At 28.7% G+C, this 20260-nt stretch carries 24 protein-coding genes; 9 read left to right on the forward strand and 15 right to left on the reverse strand.

What is annotated here, in order from left to right:
• The first annotated feature begins 117 nt into the window (after positions 1 to 117).
• A complete protein-coding gene (locus ACTTAS_RS03845; protein WP_440678383.1) occupies positions 118 to 513 on the forward strand; it encodes a hypothetical protein in 396 nt (131 codons plus the stop codon).
• Positions 514 to 519: 6 nt separating this feature from the next.
• On the opposite strand, the gene ACTTAS_RS03850 is transcribed toward ACTTAS_RS03845, so the two are convergent.
• The 3 genes from ACTTAS_RS03850 to ACTTAS_RS03860 are packed head-to-tail and all read right to left on the reverse strand — an operon-like array spanning position 520 to position 2290.
• Positions 520 to 978, reverse strand: a complete 459-nt coding sequence (locus tag ACTTAS_RS03850; protein WP_440678384.1) for a hypothetical protein — start codon at positions 976 to 978, stop codon at positions 520 to 522.
• A 9-nt stretch (positions 979 to 987) separates the two neighbouring features.
• Positions 988 to 1677, reverse strand: a complete 690-nt coding sequence (locus tag ACTTAS_RS03855; RefSeq protein WP_440647664.1) for an ion transporter — start codon at positions 1675 to 1677, stop codon at positions 988 to 990.
• Positions 1670 to 2290, reverse strand: coding sequence for an arylesterase (locus ACTTAS_RS03860; RefSeq protein ID WP_440678385.1), 621 nt, complete (start codon positions 2288 to 2290; stop codon positions 1670 to 1672). Before ACTTAS_RS03860 ends, ACTTAS_RS03855 begins: the two co-directional genes overlap by 8 nt.
• Here ACTTAS_RS03860 and ACTTAS_RS03865 point away from each other — a divergent pair.
• Together ACTTAS_RS03865 and ACTTAS_RS03870 are read left to right on the forward strand one after the other, a co-directional pair.
• A complete protein-coding gene (locus ACTTAS_RS03865) occupies positions 2289 to 2954 on the forward strand; it encodes an ABC transporter ATP-binding protein (RefSeq protein ID WP_440678386.1) in 666 nt (221 codons plus the stop codon). The genes ACTTAS_RS03860 and ACTTAS_RS03865 overlap by 2 nt on opposite strands.
• Positions 2938 to 5472 carry an ABC transporter permease gene (locus ACTTAS_RS03870; RefSeq protein WP_440678387.1) on the forward strand — a complete coding sequence of 845 codons (2535 nt, stop codon included), beginning with the start codon at positions 2938 to 2940 and terminating at the stop codon, positions 5470 to 5472. Before ACTTAS_RS03865 ends, ACTTAS_RS03870 begins: the two co-directional genes overlap by 17 nt.
• Here ACTTAS_RS03870 and ACTTAS_RS03875 read toward each other — a convergent pair whose 3' ends face one another.
• The 6 genes from ACTTAS_RS03875 to ACTTAS_RS03900 form a co-directional block, all read right to left on the reverse strand.
• On the reverse strand, positions 5473 to 5886 hold the full coding sequence (locus ACTTAS_RS03875) for a carbonic anhydrase (protein ID WP_440614538.1): 414 nt from the start codon (positions 5884 to 5886) through the stop codon (positions 5473 to 5475).
• Positions 5883 to 6452 (reverse strand): SOUL family heme-binding protein, encoded by a 570-nt coding sequence (locus ACTTAS_RS03880; RefSeq protein WP_440678388.1) that lies wholly within the window; start codon positions 6450 to 6452, stop codon positions 5883 to 5885. Before ACTTAS_RS03880 ends, ACTTAS_RS03875 begins: the two co-directional genes overlap by 4 nt.
• Before the next feature lie 2 nt (positions 6453 to 6454).
• Positions 6455 to 7009: a hypothetical protein gene (locus ACTTAS_RS03885; RefSeq protein WP_440647676.1), complete on the reverse strand. Its 555-nt coding sequence runs from the start codon at positions 7007 to 7009 to the stop codon at positions 6455 to 6457.
• The gene (locus ACTTAS_RS03890; protein WP_440647678.1) at positions 7006 to 7752 is read right to left on the reverse strand and encodes a sulfite exporter TauE/SafE family protein; all 747 of its coding nucleotides are present in this window, start codon (positions 7750 to 7752) and stop codon (positions 7006 to 7008) included. The genes ACTTAS_RS03885 and ACTTAS_RS03890 overlap by 4 nt, the downstream gene beginning before the upstream one ends.
• Positions 7743 to 8012: a GNAT family N-acetyltransferase gene (locus ACTTAS_RS03895; RefSeq protein ID WP_440614542.1), complete on the reverse strand. Its 270-nt coding sequence runs from the start codon at positions 8010 to 8012 to the stop codon at positions 7743 to 7745. The genes ACTTAS_RS03890 and ACTTAS_RS03895 overlap by 10 nt, the downstream gene beginning before the upstream one ends.
• 173 nt (positions 8013 to 8185) lie before the next feature.
• Positions 8186 to 9619, reverse strand: a complete 1434-nt coding sequence (locus ACTTAS_RS03900) for a helix-turn-helix domain-containing protein (RefSeq protein WP_440647682.1) — start codon at positions 9617 to 9619, stop codon at positions 8186 to 8188.
• Between the two features lie 111 nt (positions 9620 to 9730).
• On the opposite strand from ACTTAS_RS03900, the gene ACTTAS_RS03905 reads away from it, so the two are divergent.
• From ACTTAS_RS03905 to ACTTAS_RS03915, 3 genes are all read left to right on the forward strand, one after another.
• Positions 9731 to 9892: a hypothetical protein gene (locus ACTTAS_RS03905; RefSeq protein WP_262589431.1), complete on the forward strand. Its 162-nt coding sequence runs from the start codon at positions 9731 to 9733 to the stop codon at positions 9890 to 9892.
• 40 nt (positions 9893 to 9932) lie between these two features.
• A complete protein-coding gene (gene aceA, locus ACTTAS_RS03910) occupies positions 9933 to 11207 on the forward strand; it encodes an isocitrate lyase (protein ID WP_440678389.1) in 1275 nt (424 codons plus the stop codon).
• Positions 11208 to 11299: 92 nt separating this feature from the next.
• Positions 11300 to 12439, forward strand: a complete 1140-nt coding sequence (locus tag ACTTAS_RS03915) for a glycine cleavage T C-terminal barrel domain-containing protein (protein ID WP_440678390.1) — start codon at positions 11300 to 11302, stop codon at positions 12437 to 12439.
• Here the strand turns inward: ACTTAS_RS03915 and ACTTAS_RS03920 are convergent.
• Complete coding sequence (locus ACTTAS_RS03920; RefSeq protein ID WP_262589435.1) at positions 12436 to 13203, reverse strand: ABC transporter permease; 768 nt, start codon at positions 13201 to 13203, stop codon at positions 12436 to 12438. The genes ACTTAS_RS03915 and ACTTAS_RS03920 overlap by 4 nt on opposite strands.
• On the reverse strand, positions 13193 to 14125 hold the full coding sequence (locus ACTTAS_RS03925; RefSeq protein WP_440678391.1) for an ABC transporter ATP-binding protein: 933 nt from the start codon (positions 14123 to 14125) through the stop codon (positions 13193 to 13195). Before ACTTAS_RS03925 ends, ACTTAS_RS03920 begins: the two co-directional genes overlap by 11 nt.
• Positions 14126 to 14194: 69 nt before the next feature.
• On the opposite strand from ACTTAS_RS03925, the gene ACTTAS_RS03930 reads away from it, so the two are divergent.
• Positions 14195 to 14563, forward strand: a complete 369-nt coding sequence (locus ACTTAS_RS03930; RefSeq protein ID WP_440678392.1) for a thioredoxin family protein — start codon at positions 14195 to 14197, stop codon at positions 14561 to 14563.
• A 1-nt stretch (position 14564) separates the two neighbouring features.
• On the opposite strand, the gene ACTTAS_RS03935 is transcribed toward ACTTAS_RS03930, so the two are convergent.
• The gene (locus ACTTAS_RS03935) at positions 14565 to 16004 is read right to left on the reverse strand and encodes a sodium:solute symporter family transporter (RefSeq protein ID WP_440678393.1); all 1440 of its coding nucleotides are present in this window, start codon (positions 16002 to 16004) and stop codon (positions 14565 to 14567) included.
• 128 nt (positions 16005 to 16132) lie between these two features.
• Between ACTTAS_RS03935 and mgrA the strand changes: the two genes are divergently transcribed.
• Positions 16133 to 17161 carry an L-glyceraldehyde 3-phosphate reductase gene (mgrA, locus tag ACTTAS_RS03940; RefSeq protein ID WP_440678394.1) on the forward strand — a complete coding sequence of 343 codons (1029 nt, stop codon included), beginning with the start codon at positions 16133 to 16135 and terminating at the stop codon, positions 17159 to 17161.
• An 85-nt stretch (positions 17162 to 17246) separates the two neighbouring features.
• Here mgrA and ACTTAS_RS03945 read toward each other — a convergent pair whose 3' ends face one another.
• On the reverse strand, positions 17247 to 17540 hold the full coding sequence (locus tag ACTTAS_RS03945) for a hypothetical protein (RefSeq protein WP_440678395.1): 294 nt from the start codon (positions 17538 to 17540) through the stop codon (positions 17247 to 17249).
• 3 nt (positions 17541 to 17543) lie between these two features.
• Positions 17544 to 18056, reverse strand: a complete 513-nt coding sequence (locus tag ACTTAS_RS03950) for a pentapeptide repeat-containing protein (RefSeq protein ID WP_440678396.1) — start codon at positions 18054 to 18056, stop codon at positions 17544 to 17546.
• Positions 18057 to 18161: 105 nt separating this feature from the next.
• Here ACTTAS_RS03950 and ACTTAS_RS03955 point away from each other — a divergent pair, with 105 nt between their 5' ends.
• Positions 18162 to 19226 (forward strand): tartrate dehydrogenase, encoded by a 1065-nt coding sequence (locus tag ACTTAS_RS03955; protein ID WP_440678397.1) that lies wholly within the window; start codon positions 18162 to 18164, stop codon positions 19224 to 19226.
• Here the strand turns inward: ACTTAS_RS03955 and ACTTAS_RS03960 are convergent.
• On the reverse strand, positions 19223 to 20260 hold the full coding sequence (locus ACTTAS_RS03960; protein WP_440678398.1) for a Gfo/Idh/MocA family protein: 1038 nt from the start codon (positions 20258 to 20260) through the stop codon (positions 19223 to 19225). The genes ACTTAS_RS03955 and ACTTAS_RS03960 overlap by 4 nt on opposite strands.

The raw sequence follows: 20260 nt of genomic DNA on the forward strand, positions 1-20260 counted from the left end.
CACTTTAAATTATTATATGGAAAAAAAAATATTTATTTATCAAAAATTCTCTTTATTGCTTAATAGATTTAAATATTTTGTTTATTTTTTAATTATTATTGCGACTATAGAAAATTAATGAATTTTTTTAAAAATTTAATTAAAGGTGATTACGGACTTGGAAAAACATTCTGGGTTTATGGAACTCTATACCAATTAATATTTAGCTTAATAATTTTTATAACATTTTTTTTTGCTTTAGATTCGATTGATAAATCTCTTATAAATTATAGTCAAAATCCTGAGTCAATTATTAAACAAATTTTTTCAAATATTAATAATTTTTACTCAACTATACTCGTAATAGAGTTGGCAATACTGTTGATTTATACATTAATAATTACTATTGCGATGTGGAGAAGTGCAAGTAATAATAAAAATTGGTTTTGGCCACGAGTGGTAAAAGTTTCTATAGCTCTTTCTATAATCTATTATTTATACAAATTGATAATATTATTAGAATTATTTGGTTAAAAACCATCAAGTGTTTTGATTTTTATTCTTACAGTTATAAAATAAGATTTCTTTTTCCTTTTCTTTTTCTTTTTGATTAATATTTTTTGTTATCTCATGAATAAGTTCTCCTGTTTTAAAAGTTAAAACAGCTGATTCTGAATAATTCTTATTATCATCAAGAGCTTGGATCAAAACGATATCTTTATTAGAAATTTTTACGTCTAATTCAATTTTATCAATAAAATTGGATAAATTTTTGATGTTTAATACATTTGGTGATTTAGACTCTATTACTAATTTAGTAATATCATCTCTCTTAATTTGATCTTTTGTAAACGTTTCAAAGTTATGATCTGGATTTTTTAAAATTACTTTTTCAAATGCACATGTAAAATTTAAATTTTTATCTATAGTAATATTTGTATTCTGTGCATTAGCATAACCAAAACAAATGAAACTTAAAACTATAATAAATCTTTTCATTTAAAAGCCTTATAGCTTTTTCTGATTGATTACTACGTCCACTAATATCGCAATCAACAAATTAAGCATTGTAATTCCGCATATAATTATAAAACTGAAAAAATAAATCCAAGCCCACCAGTAAACATCTTGTAATGGTAACATTACTTGTTCCCAACTTGATAATGTTAAAACTTGGAACAATGTGATCATAGCAACTCCAACGTCGCTCCATCTCTCAGGAATATCTGTACTAAATAAAATTGAGCCTATAGTTGCGTATATATAAAGAATTATGAACAATAATAATCCAACGTAAAACACTCTTTTGACCGAAGTAAGCAGTGCTTCAATGATTTTTTTTAATTCTGGAACAACTGAGATAATTCTCAATACTCTAAATACTCTTAATAACCTTAAAAGTAAGAAGCTAGAATTATTAGGTATTGGAATTAATGAAATTAAAACAATTAAAGTATCAAATACATTCCATCCACTTTTAAAAAAATGTAGTTTTTTAGGTTCTCCAACAAATCTAATTATAATTTCAATGACAAAAAATATAGTTATTGAATAATCCAAATAGTTGATTGCTTGTCTGGTAAGATCACTTAATTCATAAGTGTTAACCCCAATTGTGATTGCATTTAATATGATGATTGAAATAACAACAAATTGGAAGATTCTACTTTCTTTAAGATTATATAAAAATTTATTCATTTAATTTAAAAATATTAATAATACTTTTTTTAATAGTTTCACTTACTTTAATTGTTCCTTCTTTATTTGGATGAATTCCATCTTGCTGATTTAAATTTGGATCAAGTGCAACACCTTCAAGTAAAAATGGGATCAGAGGTAAATTATATTTTTTTGATAGTTTTGGATAAATTGCATCAAAACTTTTTTTGTATTCAGCGCCATGTGTTGTTGGAGCTACCATGCCAGCAATTATAATTTTGATTTTTTTATTATTAGCTATCTTTATGATTTCTTCTAAATTCTTCTCAGTTTCCTCTGGTTTTATTCCTCTAAGCATATCATTAGCACCCAACCCTAAAATGATTAAATCAATACCAGGTTCAGATAAACTCCATTCAGCAATGTTGAGTCCTCCTGAAGATGTGCTCCCTGAAACACTGCCATTAATTATCTTTATATTTAAACCATCTTTTTTAAAATTACCTTCTAATACTACTGATAAATGATGTTCTTTGGGTAAGCCGTATCCTGCCATTAAACTATCACCAAATAAGACAACCTTTTCTATTGCACTTGCATTAATGTGCACTAGAAAGATTACCAAAATTTTAATAAATAAACTTTTGTTCATGAGTGCACTTCTTAAATTAAAAAAAATAAATCTCAAATACCAAACTGGTAAAGAAAGTATCAGTGTTTTAAAGAATATTGATCTTACTATTAAGAAAAAGGAGACAGTTTCTGTCGTTGGTGAAAGTGGATCTGGTAAAACAAGTTTAATCATGCTGGTTGGAGGGCTAGAAAAACCAACTTCAGGTAAAATTTTTTTTCAAGATCAAGAAATAACTGGTTTAAATGAAGATGAAGTTTCAGAAATTAGAAAGAAGAATATTGGAATTATATTTCAATCCTTCTACTTAATTCCAAATTATACAGCGGTTGAAAACGTTGCTTTAACCTTAGAATTAAATAATTTTAAAAATCCTGAGAGTGAGGCAAAAAATTTATTAGATAGATTTGGTTTAAAGCACCGATTTAATAATTTACCTAGTCAGTTATCTGGTGGTGAACAGCAAAGAGTTGCGATTGCAAGAGCTATAGCAATGAAACCTGAATTAATCTTAGCTGATGAGCCTACTGGAAACTTGGACACTGAAAACTCTTTAATGATTTCAGATATTTTGTTCAAATATGTAAAAGAGGAAGGGTCTTCCTTAATCATGGTAACGCATGATCCAAAACTTGCTAATAAAGCAAAAAGAAAAATCAAAATAAAAGATGGAAAAATTAAATAATCGATCTGAATTTAGTTTGATTTTTAAATATGCTTTAAAAGATTTAAGCAGAAACTATCACAAAATTTCAAGTATTATTGTTACTCTATTTATTAGTCTCTTTATATTGAGTGCTATTTTTACAATTGAAGATAGTCTTAAAAAAGAGCTGAACGATAATGCAAAAGCCTTATTGGGTGGTGATTTAGAAATTGATTACAATCGTAACCAAGGAAATCTAGAACTAGTTAATCAGGTAAAAGAATTTGCAACTGTATCTCAAATGATTGAGTTCAGTACAATGCTTTCAACAACTGGAAGAGAAAAAAACAAATCTTTATTCACGAGAATTAAAACAGTTGATGAAAAATACCCTTTATATGGCGAAGTAGTATTTGAGCCTGAAGGTGCATATGAGCGAATGCAAAAAGAACCAAATACTATTTTAATAAATGAAAGCTTATCAAAAACACTGAACATAAAACTTAATGAACAAGTTAAAGTTCAAGACCAAAACTTTACAGTTATTGGAATTATAAAATCAGTTCCTGATGTAAGTGGATTTGTTGCTTTTGGTGATTGGGCGCTAGCAGGAAAACAAACTTTAGAAATATTAAAACTAAATGGTATTGGAAGCTTTTTAAACTACGAATACAAAGTAAAATTTAATGAAGGAGATAACCCTGAAGAATTAGAACAAAGAATTGAAAATATTTTTAAAGATGATCAAAAAGTAAAACTTCGTTATCCTGAAAATTCAGCAAGTGGAATAAAGAGAATAATTAATAATTTTTCACAATTTTTATCTCTTGTTTCAATAAGTGCAATGTTGATTGCTGGTATTGGAATTGCAAACACCCTTCTCTCTTTTATTAACCAAAACAATATGTCAATTGCTGTTAGAAAAGCAGTTGGATTTTACTCAGGAAATATAAAGACACTTTATTATCTTCAATTATTAATTTTGTTGTTTGTAATCACAGTTGTTTCCTATGGATCTAGTTTTTTAATAGTCCCTATTGCCGACAAATACTTATCAGATGGACTTGGATTAAATGTTTATCCAGTATTTTCTATAGTTAATTTTATTAAAATATTTTTAGTAGGTTTATTGGTACTTGTAATATTTTCTATCCCAACAATAAGTTCAATTGACCAAGTAAAAGCCTCTAATTTATTTAGAAATGTTTTTCAAAACTTACAATTTTATTATTCAAAAAAATCTGTTGTTTTAAGTTTTATTTTGCTCTCTATTTTGGTTTTGTTATTTACAGTTGGTTCAGAGCAACCAACTTACAGTCTTGGGTACTTTGCTGCATTTTTTGTGTGTTTGATTGTATTTTTCTTTCTTTCAAGAATAATTGTATTTTTTCTTAAAAAATTTAAATCAAGCTCCAATATCTCATTAAAGGTATCAATTAAAAATATCACTCAAACTAAAAGTATCACTCCAATTACTATTATGTCTTTAGGGTTGGGAGTTACATTACTTTTAACGTTGGCGTTAGTTGGAACAAATTTTCAAAGAGAAATTGCTAAATCAATTCCTGATATTGCACCTGATTATTTCTTTGTGGGTATTCAAAAAGGAGAACGTGAAAAATTTGAACAAGGAATATTAAAAATGGATCCAAATGCAGACATTGAAGTTGTTCCAATGGTTTCATCTGGCATTACAAAAATTAATGGTATTAATCCAAATACTTATATTAAACCTGATAATGATAGTTATTGGGTAATTGGAAGTGAGAGAAGATCTTCATGGGTGGAAGATGTTCCTGAAGATAATCCATTAGTTGCTGGCAAATGGTGGGATTTAAATAAACCTAATCAACTTCAAATATCTTTAGATGCTAAAGTTGCAAGAGATTTTAATATTCAATTAGGAGATATTTTTACTTTAAATATTTATGGAAGAGAAATTAATGGTGAAGTAGTTAACTTTAGAGAAGTTGATTATCGAGATTTAAGTATTAACTTTGCAATGCTATTTAATCCTCAATTCGCTCAAAATATTCCTCATGAATATTTAGCAACAGCAAAATTTAATTCTGATAAATTTGATGAAACTGAAATGATCGAAATTATGCCTAGCTTATCCATGATTAAAATTGCAGATTATCTGACAAAAGTGACAGCTGTGCTAAATAAAGTATTCATTGCAGTTACTCTGATATCAGCTGTAACAATTGTTATTGGTTTAATTGTTATTTCGAGTGCAATTATGGTTCAAGGTAAAGTTAAAGAGTATCAAAACTTAGTATTTAAAATTCTAGGCTTTTCGAAAAGAGAAATAATCCTCTCATCACTAATAGAGTTTATCATTATCTTTAAATCAGTCATACTGATTGCAATATTCTTTGCAGTAATTGGTTCTAAATTTATTATGGAAAATATCTTTGAACTTGTGTGGATGTTTGATTTTAAAGTTTTAATCTACTTAGGTTTTTCAATTGGATTTGTAACATTGATATTGATTATGTTAACAAATTTGAAATATTTAAATCCAAAAGTTTACCCTTTGATTAGAAATCAATAATTAAAATTTTGTAATTTTACTATCTAAAGCAATTACATTTAATTCTACTTTAAGTTTTGGAAATCTTTTTTTAATTTCTTTTTTAAGTTTATTAAATGAGTCTTGGTGTATTTTTTTTTCATTTGCAGGTGTAAATTCTTTTTTTCCATTAGCAATTTTTGCAGCACCACAATCTTTGTGATTAATAACAATAAGCTTTTCTATTTTATGAAGCTGAATTGAAGTTCCAAGATTATCATAAAAAGTATTATGCCATTTTTTAAATTTATTATGTGTGACACCAACCGCAGCACCAGCAATAGTGAAAGCACTGTACTTACCAGTTAATTTTTTTTTCTTTAAATGATTGTGAACTAAATGTTGAAATCTTGGGTCCATACAAGATAACACCATTGCTTTAAACTTTGACTTCATGAATTAAACTCCACTTTATACATTGCCTCATTCCTTCTATTCATTGGAAGGGTAAAAGGACTATCATATGTAGCTCTAATAGGTGGACTTATAATTGAAATATTATTTTTGTTTAACTCTTTTTCTAGGATTTCTTTATGTTTTATGAAATTTCCATCAGAAGCTCGACCAGAATATCTAAGCACAGCATAATATCCTCCTTCAATATTTACTATTCTTACATCATCTCTACTTGGGTTAGGTACATTATCTGAATTAAACTTTGAAGGTAAATAAAACTGCATAGTCATATTTCCATTTTTTTCGATTTGAGTAACCGGAGTGGTCATTGCTATCTTTTCTTGAGCATCATTTCTTCCAGAAATATAATTAAATAATTTTCTAAAATTACTATCTATTCCTGCTCTAGAGGTTTCAACTGCTAAACGATCAGAATATTTTCTAATCTCATAAATTTCATTTTTATCTACTACCTCATACTTTGCTTCTTCATTAGCCATGACAATAGAATACGGTAAAACAAAAAAAGTACAAAATAGAAGAATTAATAGTTTTTTTAACTTCATGGTTAAATAACTTTATATTCAAAATTTTGTGTAGTTTCATTAATTTGAACTAATTTTGCTCCATTTCTTTCATGAAAATTCGTTGCCATTTCTGTTAAAGGTGAGAGTGTTACTAATCTATTTAAATGATTAGATTTTTTTATCTTTTTAAACACTTCTTTTACAATTAACTTTCCTCCACCCTTTTTCTTTGACCATACAGTATAAGCAATAGCAATTTGACCACCTTTTTGATCTCTCATTGCACTTTGTAAAAAAGCATCAGTACTTAATTTTTCAAGTTCATCTACACTTTTGGGAATTTCATTAGTATAAGCAAAACACATAACAGCATGAATTTCGCCTTGATACTCAACTCCATAAATTTTTCTTCCAAATCCTGTTCTAAATTCATTATCTAATTCTGGTCGAACTGGATCTTCCTCTGCATTACATTCTTTAAGTTCAACAAGTTTAGCACCTTTTACCCAACCGAAAAAATTATCAATTTTTTTATTAAGAACTTGCTTATTTTTTCTAATACGAGCTTTTATTCTAGGATTAAATTTTTTTTTCATATTAAATAATCATATAAAAGTTTTGAACTACTTATAAAAATCAAAATATACAAAATATTATAAAATAATTTTTCGTTTATAATTTTAATTAATCGATAACCAATTAGTATTCCTATAAAAGCAATTGGAAATAAAAATACTGATTGTTTAAAAGTCACTAAATTTGTCATTGAAAGGTTAATATATAAAGGAAGTTTTATTAGATTAACAAAAGTAAAAAATATAATTCTTGTTCCCACATAAATTTCTTTCTGCATTCTTAAAGGAAGCATATAAACACTTACAGGTGTTCCTCCTGCATGGACACAGAAACTTGTAAAGCCAGCTATGACAGAACAAATACTTCCTTTGATAGAATTTTTTTGAGATTTAGCTTCTTTATCTTTTTTAAAAAAAAAATAATGACCTGCAAAAATAAATCCCATTAAACCAATCATAAATTTTAATAGATCTTCAGAAAAATATGTGAATGTGAAAGATGCAATTATTATTCCAACAGCAGCAAATGGAACCATTAACTTTAAAGTACCTAAGTCATATTCTTTTCTATATTTGTAAACTGCAATAAAATCTGAAAATATTAAAATTGGTAAAATTATTCCTAACGCTTGGTTCAAAGGCATTACAATGGTCATTAATGGAATAGATATTAATGTCATCGATCCACCCAAACCTGATTTTGCTATACCGTACAAAATTATTGCTGGAACAACTGTGAAGAAAAATAAAAAGTTTATTTCCATTTATTTAATGAATTTAATAGTTTTGATCCTAAAGGACTAATTGGTTCTTGAAGAATTATTTCTTTTCCTGTTTTTTGTTTAACCAACTGTAACAATTTTGTTGCTATTCCCTTTTTTCTAAAAATTGGATTAACAAAAATGTATTCGACTTCTCCCTTTTCATTAAATCGAACAAAGCCTAGTGTTGTATTTTCATTTTTATAAGTAAAAACACCATCCGCTTCATCTAATTTATAAGTAGATAAATCAATGCTGTTCATAAATCCTAGTAATTAAGGAGCAAAAGGATAATTGCTATTGCAGCAACTATAGAACTAACAACGATATAATTAAGCTTTATGTTGAACTTTTTCTCAACAAAATCAGTTATTTTTTCCCAAAATAATACTATCAGAAAAATTATTATGGCAGGTAAAATATATTTAATCATAGTTTAAGATTTATCGTCACTAACATAAACAGAAACCCCACGACTATTTAAGTCAACGTCGAATTTTTTATGTAGTGGTGGAAATGCTCTTTGTGAACAATCTAATCTGTCACAGGTTCTACATGAAACACCAATAGGAATTTCCGTTGATTTATCATTAATGTTCATATTTTCAGTATAAATAAAATCTTTTGCATATTTTGCTTCGCAACCTAAACCAATCGATAATACATTTTTAGATTGTCCAAATCTTCCAATTCCTTTTTCCACAGTTTTTGCAATACAAACATATTTTTCACCATTATTCATTTTGCTAACTGCCGTATGTAAAACTCCTGGAGTAGTGAATGCAGTGTAAACATTCCATCTTGGACATGCTCCACCATATCTTGGTATATCAATTCCAGATAGAGAAAATCTTTTTGAAATATTTCCAGCCATATCAACTCTTAAGAAATGAAATGGAATACCTGGTAGTTTTGGATCTTGCAAACATGTAACTCTGTGAGCTACTTGTTCAAATGAAGTTGCAAATGTATTTTGCAATAGCTCTAAATCATATTTTAGTTTTTTACATTCAGAATGAAATAGTTTGTATGGCATCAAAATTGCAGCACCACAATAATTTAACAAAGCAACTTTAGTAAGTTTTTTTGACTCTTCTGATGGAAAGCTAAATTTAGTTAAATAATATTCAACATCTTTAATTGCACCCAGTTGTGCAATTTGAGAGGCAGCATGTAATTTTTTTGTTTCTAAAGAACTATAATCACTAAGTAATAACTCTTTTTTATTTTTGTTATAAATTTTTGAAAATGGTTTATCCTCATCAGGAATGACATCTTTTACAGTGATTGAATATTCTGACTGTAAATAATCACATAGAGATAAATATCTTGTTCGATTATTTTTTTGAATTTTATTAAAAACTTTATTTGCAAACTCTTCTAGCTTTGGAAAATAATTTTTATTCTCTTGAAAAAAATCAACTACTACTTCTCCAGGAAAAGAATTTTTTCTATTATCTACAATTTTACCTGAAATTTTTTCAATCTTACTTATTAATTCATGATCTTTTTTTTTAAGAATATCTCCAAGTCTTACAATTGCTTTTCCAATCTTTGGGTTGGTGCTTACTAAATCTTTCACCTCTGGACCTAAAATATCTAAGTCTTCAAATAAACTATCATCTAAAATTTCAGAAATTGTATTTTGAAGATTGATATCTGTCTTTGATGTAAGATCTGATAATTGAATATTTAGTTTTTCACAAACATTTAAAAGTAAATCGCCATCTATTTTTCTTTTACCGCTTTCAATTAAGTTCAAATAACTAGGAGAAATGCTTAAATCTTCAGCTAATTTGTTAGCTTGTAGCCCAAGTTGTCTTCTAAAAGCTCTTATTTTTGGCCCTATTTTAAGATCTATTTGACTCATTTTACTATTTGTAAATTTTGTAAATTTATTTTTACAATATTTTTTCCCTATTTACAAAGCTTTTTAACGTTTTTTATAGATTTTGTAAATTTTGTAAAATATATGACTCGTATGGATAAAAACTTAAAAAACACAGAAAATGAAGCTCAAATCATCAAAAAAGAGGATTTAGATCACCATCATAATAAAGGAATTTACATGAGAGATGATCATTGTGATTGGGGTTCAAGTGGAATGAGTGAACTAATCGACGCTTTAAACGATAGTAACTAATTCAACTTTTTCAATTTTCTTAAAAAAAGGATTATAAGTAATGAGTGCAGAGAAAATCTCTTATGAGTTAAAAAGATATACTGGTATCAAACGAGACTACACTGATAAAGAAGTGGAGAGATTAAGAGGTTCAATTAAAATTGAATACTCACTTTGCAAAAATCAATCTGAAAAACTTTGGAAATTATTAAATACTGAAGCTTATGTTAATACACTTGGTTCTTTGTCAGGTAACCAAGCTGTTCAACATGCAAAAGCAGGTTTAAAAGCAATATATCTAAGTGGTTGGCAAGTTGCAGCAGATGCTAATACTGCTGGAGAAATGTATCCAGATCAATCTTTATATCCTTATGATAGTGCTCCTAAATTAGTTGAGTCTATGAACAACTCTTTAATTAGAGCAGATCAAATTCAACATATGGAAATGCAAGATGGTGATATGAAACCTGAAGAAAAAGTTGATTATATGCTTCCAATTATAGCTGATGGTGAAGCGGGTTTTGGTGGACCATTAAATGTATTTGAATTAACTAAAAAATTTATAAGAGCTGGTGCTGCAGGTGTTCACTTTGAAGACCAATTAGCTAGCGAAAAGAAATGTGGTCATATGGGTGGAAAAGTTCTTGTTCCAACCGGCACTATGGTCAAAAACCTAAAAGCTGCAAGATTAGCTGCCGATATTGCAGAAGTTCCACTAATTATATTGGCAAGAACAGATGCTAATGCTGCAAAACTTATTACAAATGATTTTGATGAAAATGATAAACCATTTTTAACTGGCGAAAGATCTCCTGAAGGTTTTCATTATGTTAAAGATGGAATTGAACAAGCTATCTCTAGAGGTTTAGCTTATGCACCGTATGCTGATTTAATTTGGTGTGAAACAGCTACTCCTAATTTAGCTGAAGCCAAAAGATTTGCAGATGCAATTCATGAGAAATTTCCTGGAAAACTATTAGCTTACAATTGTTCTCCATCATTCAATTGGAAAAAACATTTAAGTGATGACGAGATTGCTTCATTCCAACAAGAAATTGCTAAAATGGGTTACAAATTCCAGTTCATTACTCTTGCTGGATTTCATACTCAAAACATTGCAATTTTCGAGCTTGCTGAAAAATATAGAAAAGAAGGTATGGCTGCATATTCTAGAATTCAACAACAAGAATTTGCTAGAGAAAAAGATGGCTATACTAGTGTTAAGCACCAAAGAGAAGTTGGTACATCTTATTTTGATGCAGTCTCAAATACTATTAGCAGCGGCCAAAGCTCAACAACAGCTATGGCTGGATCTACTGAATCTGAACAATTTTAAAAAAAATACTTTCCCTCTCCATTTTTTTTAGTAGCCCTTAATTGGGCTATTTTTTTATTTGTAATTAATACTCAGACTGTTAAGGGTCACAAATGTCTAATAAAAACTTTGGTTTTGGAACACAAATAAGAAAGTCTCCATATTTTGATGCTACTGTAAAATGGGGAGCAACAGGTTTTTCTGTATATAATCACATGTATATTCCAAGGGATTTTGGAAGTCCTGAGCAAAACTTTTGGAACCTTATTGAAAAATCAATTTTATGTGATGTTGCAGTCGAAAGACAGGTTGAGATCACTGGTCCTGATGCATATAAATTTACTCAGCTTTTAACTCCTAGAGATCTTTCAAAGTTATCAGTTGGACAATGTAAATATGTTTTAATCGTAAACAATGATGGCGGTATCTTAAATGATCCAGTTTTATTAAGACTGGCTGAAAATCATTTTTGGTTATCTTTAGCAGATAGTGATGTTTTGTTATGGGCACAAGGTGTTGCAGTTAACTCAGGTTTAGATGTTAAAATATCTGAACCAGATGTATCCCCTCTACAGTTACAAGGCCCTACCTCACAAGAAATAATGGTCAAACTATTTGGTGAAGATATCAGAGATCTTAAATATTATTGGTTAAGAGAATATGAACTTGATGGAATTCCATTAATTGTATCAAGAACTGGTTGGTCAAGTGAACTTGGTTACGAAATATATTTAAGAGATGGCTCAAGAGGTAATGAACTTTATGAAAAAATAATGGAAGCTGGTAAAGAACATGGTATTCAACCTGGTCATACATCCTCTATTAGAAGAATAGAAGGTGGTATGCTTTCTTATCACGCAGATGCAGATATTCATACAAATCCATTCGAATTAGGATTTGATCGATTAGTTAATTTAGATGCTGATATAAATTTTATAGGTAAAGAAGCACTTAAAAAAATCAAGCAAGAAGGAATTAAAAGAAAACAAGTTGGGCTTATCATTGATTGTGATCCATTATCAGGACCAAACACAACTTTTTGGCAGATTGAAAAAGATGGCAAGAAAATTGGTAAGGTAACTTCAGCTGTATATTCCCCTAGATTGAAAAAGAATATTGCACTTGCAATGATTGAAGTTAATCATTCAGAGTTAGGTAATAAATTAGATATAGAAACTCACGAAGGAAAATATTCGGCTACAATAGTAGAAAAACCTTTTTACGATCCAAAAAAGAAAATAGCTAGCAGCTAAGATTTAATATTGTATCCTTTTTTCAATAGAACTGTAACCACAGTTACACATGACATCAAAAATACTACCATTGAAATAACACTCACCCAAATGTTGAAATCTGAAACACCATAAAAGGCAAATCTTAAACCATTAATCAAATAAACAACCGGGTTAAAATAAGTAACTGTTTGCCAAAACTCAGGCAACATATCTAAAGAATATAAACTACCACCTAAAAATACCATTGGCGTAATAACTAAAGTTGGAATGATAGACATTTGCTCAAAATTAGAGCTCATTAAACCAATTAAAAAACCAAATAGAGCAAATGTAAATGCTACTAATACTAATAAAAATATCATTAACAATGGATACATTACTTGAACCTCAACAAAAAACGTTGATGTTAAAAATATAACTAATCCAACAATAAGAGTTTTAGTAGCTCCAGCGCCCACAAAAGCTAGAACAATTTCAAAAGTTGAAATTGGTGCAGCTAAAATTTCATAAATAGTTCCATTAAATTTTGGAAAAAATATCCCAAATGAAGTGTTACTGATAGATTGAGTTAACAACGTTAACATTAAAAGACCAGGAACAATAAAAGATCCATAACTAATTCCATCAATCTTTTCTACATATCCACCAATTACAGATCCAAAAACAATAAAATAAAGAGAGGTTGATAGAACTGGTGAAAATAATGATTGCATCAATGTTCTCTTAAATCGATCCATTTCATGTAAGTACATTGCTCTAAATGCGTAATAATTAAACTTCATTGTTCTCCTTTACTAATGTCACAAATATTTTCTCTAAAGTAGTTTGTTCAGTTTTTAAATCTTGTAATTTTAAATTTGCATCTTTTAAATCTTGTAACAAGTTAGTTATTCCAGTGCTTTTAGCTCTAACGTTATATGTGTAATTAATTGATTTTTTATCTTCTCCAATTTCTAGATTATACTTATCTAAACTGCTTGGGATTTCAGTAATTTCTTCTTGAAGATCTACTGTAAGCTTTTTATGTCCCATTTTTTTTAATAATTCTTTTGTTTCATCTACAACAATAATTTCTCCTTGATTAATTACACCTACTCTATCCGCGATTGCTTCTGCTTCTTCAATATAATGAGTAGTAAGAATAATTGTAACACCAGTTTTTCTTAGAGTTTCAACTACCTTCCACATGTCTTGACGCAATTCAACATCAACACCAGCTGTTGGCTCATCTAAAAATAATATAGTTGGCTCGTGAGACAATGCTTTTGCAATTAACACTCGTCTCTTCATTCCTCCAGATAACTGCCTTAATCTCTGATCCTTTTTATCCCATAAACTTAGATCTTTTAAAATTTTTTCAATATGTTTTGGATCTGGTTTTTTTCCATACAAACCTCTTGAATAAGAGACATTGTTAAAAACTGTTTCAAATTGTTCTAAGGTTAACTCTTGTGGAACTAATCCGATTCTAGATCTAGTTTCTCTGTAATCATCAATGATATCAAAATCATCTACAGTAACTTTTCCTGAAGATGGTCTAACGATTCCACAAATGATACTTATAAGAGTAGTTTTACCTGCACCATTCGGTCCAAGCATTGCAAAAATTTCACCTTTTTTAATGTTTAGGTTTATTTTCTTTAATGCTTCAAAGCCATTATCGTAGACTTTTGATAGATTATTTATGCTTATTTGATCTGACATGGACAAAGCATATATAGAGACAATTTATTGTATTACAATATTTTAAAATTTGTTTACAACCCTCGATTAATGAGAAAAATTTTTGTATTTATTTGTTTTATCTTTGCATTCACCACTAATGTGATGGCTAAAGAAACAACTTATACTAAAGAGTTGTTTGATAAGGCTTTAGCGGATGGAAAAGTTGTAGTGGTTAGTTCTTGGGTTAAATATTGCACATCTTGTGCCAGCCAAATGAAAGTTCTTGATAAAGCAAAAAATGATTTTGATAATATTGAATACTTTAAATTTGATGTAACTAATAAAGAAATAGCTAAATTTTTTAATATTCAATACCAAACAACCCTTTTAATTTTTAAAGATAATAAAGAAGTTTACAGAAGCATTGGTGAGACTACCAAAGAACTTATTTATGAAGCTTTAAACTCCGTTGTCTAAATCAATTACTTTTCAATTTTAAAATTATTGCTGGTAAAAAAGTTGCAACAACAAATGATAAAAATAATAAAGATTGTGCAACAAATGGTGAAAATAGATCTTTAGACATCAATCCCCCAACTAATAAACTCTTAGAAAAATCTGGATATGGAAACATTAAAAATCCACCAATTAAACCAATTATAATAGACACATAAGCAGTTTTTTCATTTACCTTGTTGTAAAAGCTGTAAAAGACTGTGAACACAAATGCACAACAAAATAAATCTGCAAGTAAAAATAAATACAAAATATCAAATCCTTTTGATGCAACACCAAATGCAATCAATGATAAAAATATAATAAAGTATTTAGAAATTTTTAAATAATCTGTTTTTTTATCTAAATTAAAAGTTGCCTTACCATCAACAATAAACAAACTTGATATCGCATTAACCAATGTATCAACTGTTGAAATTGTTAAAGCTAATCCAAGAATAATAATAATTAAGGAAAGCATTTCGGTTTGTTCTTTTAACAATAAAGTAAAAAATCCTAAATCAGCTCTTGCTGAAGGATCAATAGAAAATGAAACCATTCCAATAAAGCCCATTAAAAAAACTATCGGTACAATTACAAAAAACGAAATGATTAATCCTGATTTTAAAGTGTTGTAATCTTTAGCAGCATATACCCTTTGCCAATTTCCTTGGTGAAATAAATTTGTAGCTGCAACAGCTATAAAAAAAGTTAATCCAGCTGTATAACTAGGAATATAAGATGAACTTAATAATTGTGGATTTTTTTCTTTAATCAATGCAAATGAAAAATTATCTCCTGTTGATGAACTGATAATTAAAATTATGATTAATAAAAGAAAGCCAATTACAATCATCTGAATATTATCAGTAAAAATAGAAGCTCTTAGACCTCCATAAAGCGTATAAGTTAAAGTAGCTAAAAGCACTATTAATGCAGTAATCCAAAGATCTGTACCTGATAAATAATTGATTAAAACTGCAACAGCTGTCACCTCAGCACAAAGAAAAATAAACATGTAAAAAATTGTCATTAACAAAATCAGTTTAAATAAACTTTTTCCAAATTTTTTTCTCATAAACTCAATTAAAGATGAGCCTTTTGGAAACTCTGATCTAATTTTTCTTCCAAAATAAATTAAGAAAATCATTGGAAAAGCTGTACCAAGTGCATAACCAATAACAGCCCCTATTCCTCCCCATGTGGCAGCAGCAACAGGGCCAAATAAAATCCATGCTCCTAAAGCAGACGCAACAAGACTGGTCGTTAATGAAAATAATTCTATATTTCTATTTGCTGTTAAATAGTTACTTATTCCTTGGAATTTTTTAGAATGATAAATTCCTAATGCAGCAAATACCAAACTAATAATAATTACTAATGTTAATGATGATGATTGACTTAAAAAGTATGTGTTATCCATTTTATCCCTTTCTGAATTACCGGACAGGTTCTTAGGGTTTAATCTCAGTCTGTTAAGACACCCCTATATTTTAAATATATCTTTAATTTTAAGTTTTTAAACTAAAATATTAAGTTATATTAATAGTTATGAACTACAAAGCATCACCAAAAAGATATTCCAACATGAAATATAGAAGATGTGGGAAGAGTGGTGTTGATCTACCTTTAATAAGCCTTGGTCTTTGGCATAATTTTGGTGGTAAACAACTTACATCTGAAGCAAAGAAAATGTTGTTTTATTCTTTTGATTCAGGGATTACTCATTTTGATTTAGCAAATAATTATGGTCCGCCAGCAGGAAGTGCTGAGGCTAATTTTGGAAAAATTTTAAGTAAAGAATTTAAAAGATATAGAGATGAATTAATTATCTCATCTAAAGCAGGTTATGATATGTGGGAAGGACCTTACGGTGAATGGGGTTCAAAAAAATATATTATTGCAAGCTGTGATCAAAGTTTAAAAAGAATGGGATTAGATTATGTAGATATATTTTATTCTCATAGATTTGATCCAAATACACCATTAGAAGAAACAGCAGATGCCTTAGAGCTTATTTATAGATCTGGTAAAGCACTTTATATTGGGATCTCTTCATATTCTTCAAAGAAAACCTTTCAGATGTTCAATATTTTAAAAAAAAGAAACATTAAAATATTTATCCATCAACCTTCTTACTCTTTAATAAATAGATGGTTTGAAAAAGACTTGGATAAAAATTTAATTAAATTAGGAATTGGAACTATTGCTTTTTCTCCATTAGCACAAGGAATGTTGTCGGATAAATATTTAAAAGGAATTCCAAAAGCATCAAGAGCAAGTGATCCAAAATCTGCATTAGATAAAAACTTTATAAACAAAAGAAACATAAAGATAATTTCAGATTTAAATCAAATTGCTAAAAAAAGAGGTCAAACATTATCGCAAATGGCTTTAGCTTGGGTGTTAAACAACAAAGCAGTGACTACAGCTTTAATTGGCGCAAGTAGTGTAAAACAAATAAAAGAAAATATTGAAAGCTTAAATAATTTAAATTTTTCCAAATCTGAACTTAAAGAAATAAATAAAAAAGCTAAAGACGGAAATATTAATAAGTGGGCAAGATCTAGTTCTTATTAAAAGAAGTGTTTTTCAATTAAATAATGAAGAGTAAAAATAATTAAAGAAGCACAAATAATTAGAAATACTCTCTCTTGATTACTCATTATTGTTGACCTTTGTGATTCATTATTTCGATCATACACTGAGTAGCATACTCTCTCCACTCTGTAGAATTCTTATTTTTTAAGCTATTTAAGTGATCGCGGTTACTTTGAATATCGTCTTTATGTTTTAGATAATCAGCTCCATTTAGATTTGCTTCCATTGAAGAAAGGTTGGTTTCCATTGCTTTTATCCATTCTTTTCCAAGCTCAATACATTTTTGATCATCTTTTTCATCACAGATTTGTTTGAAAAAATTAAAAATAACATCATCAGTATTAACTGAAGTGTTCATATCTTATTGCTCAATACAGGTTCCGATTGAGTCTGGACCACATGTCTTACCATTAGTCCAAGTAGCACCAATCAGATTTGCGTTTTCAAAATTTGCACTAGTAATGTTTGCGGAGGTGAAATTTGCTTCCATTAAATTTGCATTTTGAAAATTAGCTTCTATTAAAGTTGCTCCCATAAAATCAACTCTAGTTAAGTTTGCATTAGTGAAATTTGTTTTTTCAAAATTGCCACCAATACTAATTGTTTCATAAAGATTGGCTCTAACAAATGTAGACTCTGGAAAAGTTCCAAAAGATAAATTTGAATTCATCATTATGCTTTTATCTAAATTTACTTGCACAAAACTTGCAAAAGATAAATTTGAGTTAGGTAGATAACTACCTTGTAGATCCTGTGCATCTGAAAATCTGCATTTAGAATAATCTACACCATCTGTTAATGGATCATCACATGCAGCATTTGAATTTGAAATAAAAAAGAAACTAAAGAAGATTAAAAGAAGTATTTTTTTCATAATCAAAACTAACAAATAAAATATGTCAAAACAATGAAGGTTTATGCCTTTAAAAATAATTTAACATTATAAATTATTGTATTTTTGAAGTATAAAAATCAACCTATGAAAGAATATAACATTGCATCAATAGCAGGAGATGGAATAGGAAAAGAAGTAGTTCCTGAAGGCTTAAAAGTATTAAAAGATGCTGCTGAAAAACATCAATTTAAAATAAATTTTACAGAATATGATTTTGCTTCATGCGATTATTATGAAAAACATGGAAAAATGCTTCCAGATGATTGGAAGGAAAAATTAGGAAAACATGATGCAATATTCTTTGGCGCAGTTGGAATGCCAGATAAAGTTCCAGATCATATATCTTTATGGGGATCCTTACTTCAGTTTAGAAGAGAGTTTGATCAATATATAAATCTTAGACCGGTAAAATTATTTCCTGGAATTAATCCTCCCTTAGCAAATAAAAAACCAGGTGATATCGATATGCTAATTGTTAGAGAAAATACCGAAGGTGAATACTCTTCTGTTGGTGGAAGAATGTTTAAAAATACTGATAGAGAAATAGCTATTCAAGAAACTATCATGTCTGCCCATGGAGTAGATAGAGTTCAAAAATTTGCTTTTGAATTAGCAAAACAAAGAAAAAGAAAAAAATTAACGAATGCAACAAAATCAAATGGTATTTCAATTACAATGCCATTTTGGGATGAACGTTTTAATGCAATGAAAGAAAATTATCCTGATATTGAAACAGATCAATATCATATTGATATTTTGGTTGCTAGATTTGTACTAAATCCAGAATGGTTTGATGTTGTTGTTGCATCTAATTTATTTGGAGACATTCTTTCTGATTTAGGACCTGCTTGCACTGGAACTATTGGAATTGCTCCATCTGGTAATATTAATCCTGAAAATAAATTTCCATCTTTATTTGAACCAGTTCATGGTTCAGCACCTGATATTGCGGGAAAAGGTATTGCTAATCCTGTAGGACAAATTTGGTCTGGTGCAATGATGTTAGATTATTTAGGAGAAAAAGAAGCTTCCAATTCAATTGTTGAAGCTATTGAAAAATCTTTAAGTGAAAAAGAAAACAGAACTAAAGACTTAGGTGGAGATGCTGATACCTTAAAATGTTCTAATTCAATATTGGCTAATCTTTAAATCTTAACCTTCTTACCAGTTTTTGCACTTTTGGTTATTGCAGCAAAAATCTTAAGAGAGATCAAACCATCATTACCATTAACTTTTGGCTTAACTTTTTTAGATACCACATCAGCAAAATGATCAATTTGGTTTACTAAAGTACTATCGTCTTTTTTGTTTTTATCTTCATTAACAAAAATCTTATTCCACCAACTACGTTCATTTTTATAGAACCAATATTTTAAATTAGGAAATTGCAATGATCCCTTAGTACCACCAATCATATATGCAGATTGATTAGTTATAGGATAAGCAGGGTTTTCTCCAGCAGTTAACTCATAACTCCATGGAGCAACAATAGTATCTGACAAATTTAAAGTACAAAGTACACCTGAATTAAAAATTAAGCTAATAGTTGCTGTATCTTCAACTGCAAATTTTCTAGTTTTATTGGTTGTAAATGCTTGAACGTATTTAATAGATCCAAGTAGGTAGCAAATCATATCGATATCATGGACTAAATTAATTCCTAAAGGCCCTCCACCTTTACTAATTCTCCATTTTTCTTTGTAATAAGCTTTGTGTTTATATAACCAACACAATACATTTGCTGAAACGATGTTTCCTAATTTACCTTTATCGATTAACTCTTTTACCTTTGATACAATAGAGTTATGTCTTCTATGATAACCTATCAGTAACGGTGTTTTATTTTTATTAGCACTACTAATAATTTTTTTAGCTGAATTAATGTTATCTGAAATAGGTTTTTCTAATAATACCGGAATTTTTTTCTTTAAAAAACTGACTGTATGTTTTTCATGAAGTTGATTTGGAGTAGCTACAATTACTGCATCCAAATTTTGTGAGTTTAAAAGTTCGTCTACATTTGAATACAATGGGATTTTATATTTTTTTGATAAATTTTTAGCATTGTTACTGATATCAACTATTGAATGAAGGTTAGCTTTTTTAGATTTTGAAATTGCCTTTATATGTTGCAATCCCATTAAGCCAGTTCCAACAATGGATATGTTTATTTTTTTATTCAT

Origin of the sequence: Candidatus Pelagibacter sp. HIMB1611, assembly GCF_052047715.1 — a bacterium.
Lineage (GTDB): Bacteria > Pseudomonadota > Alphaproteobacteria > Pelagibacterales > Pelagibacteraceae > Pelagibacter.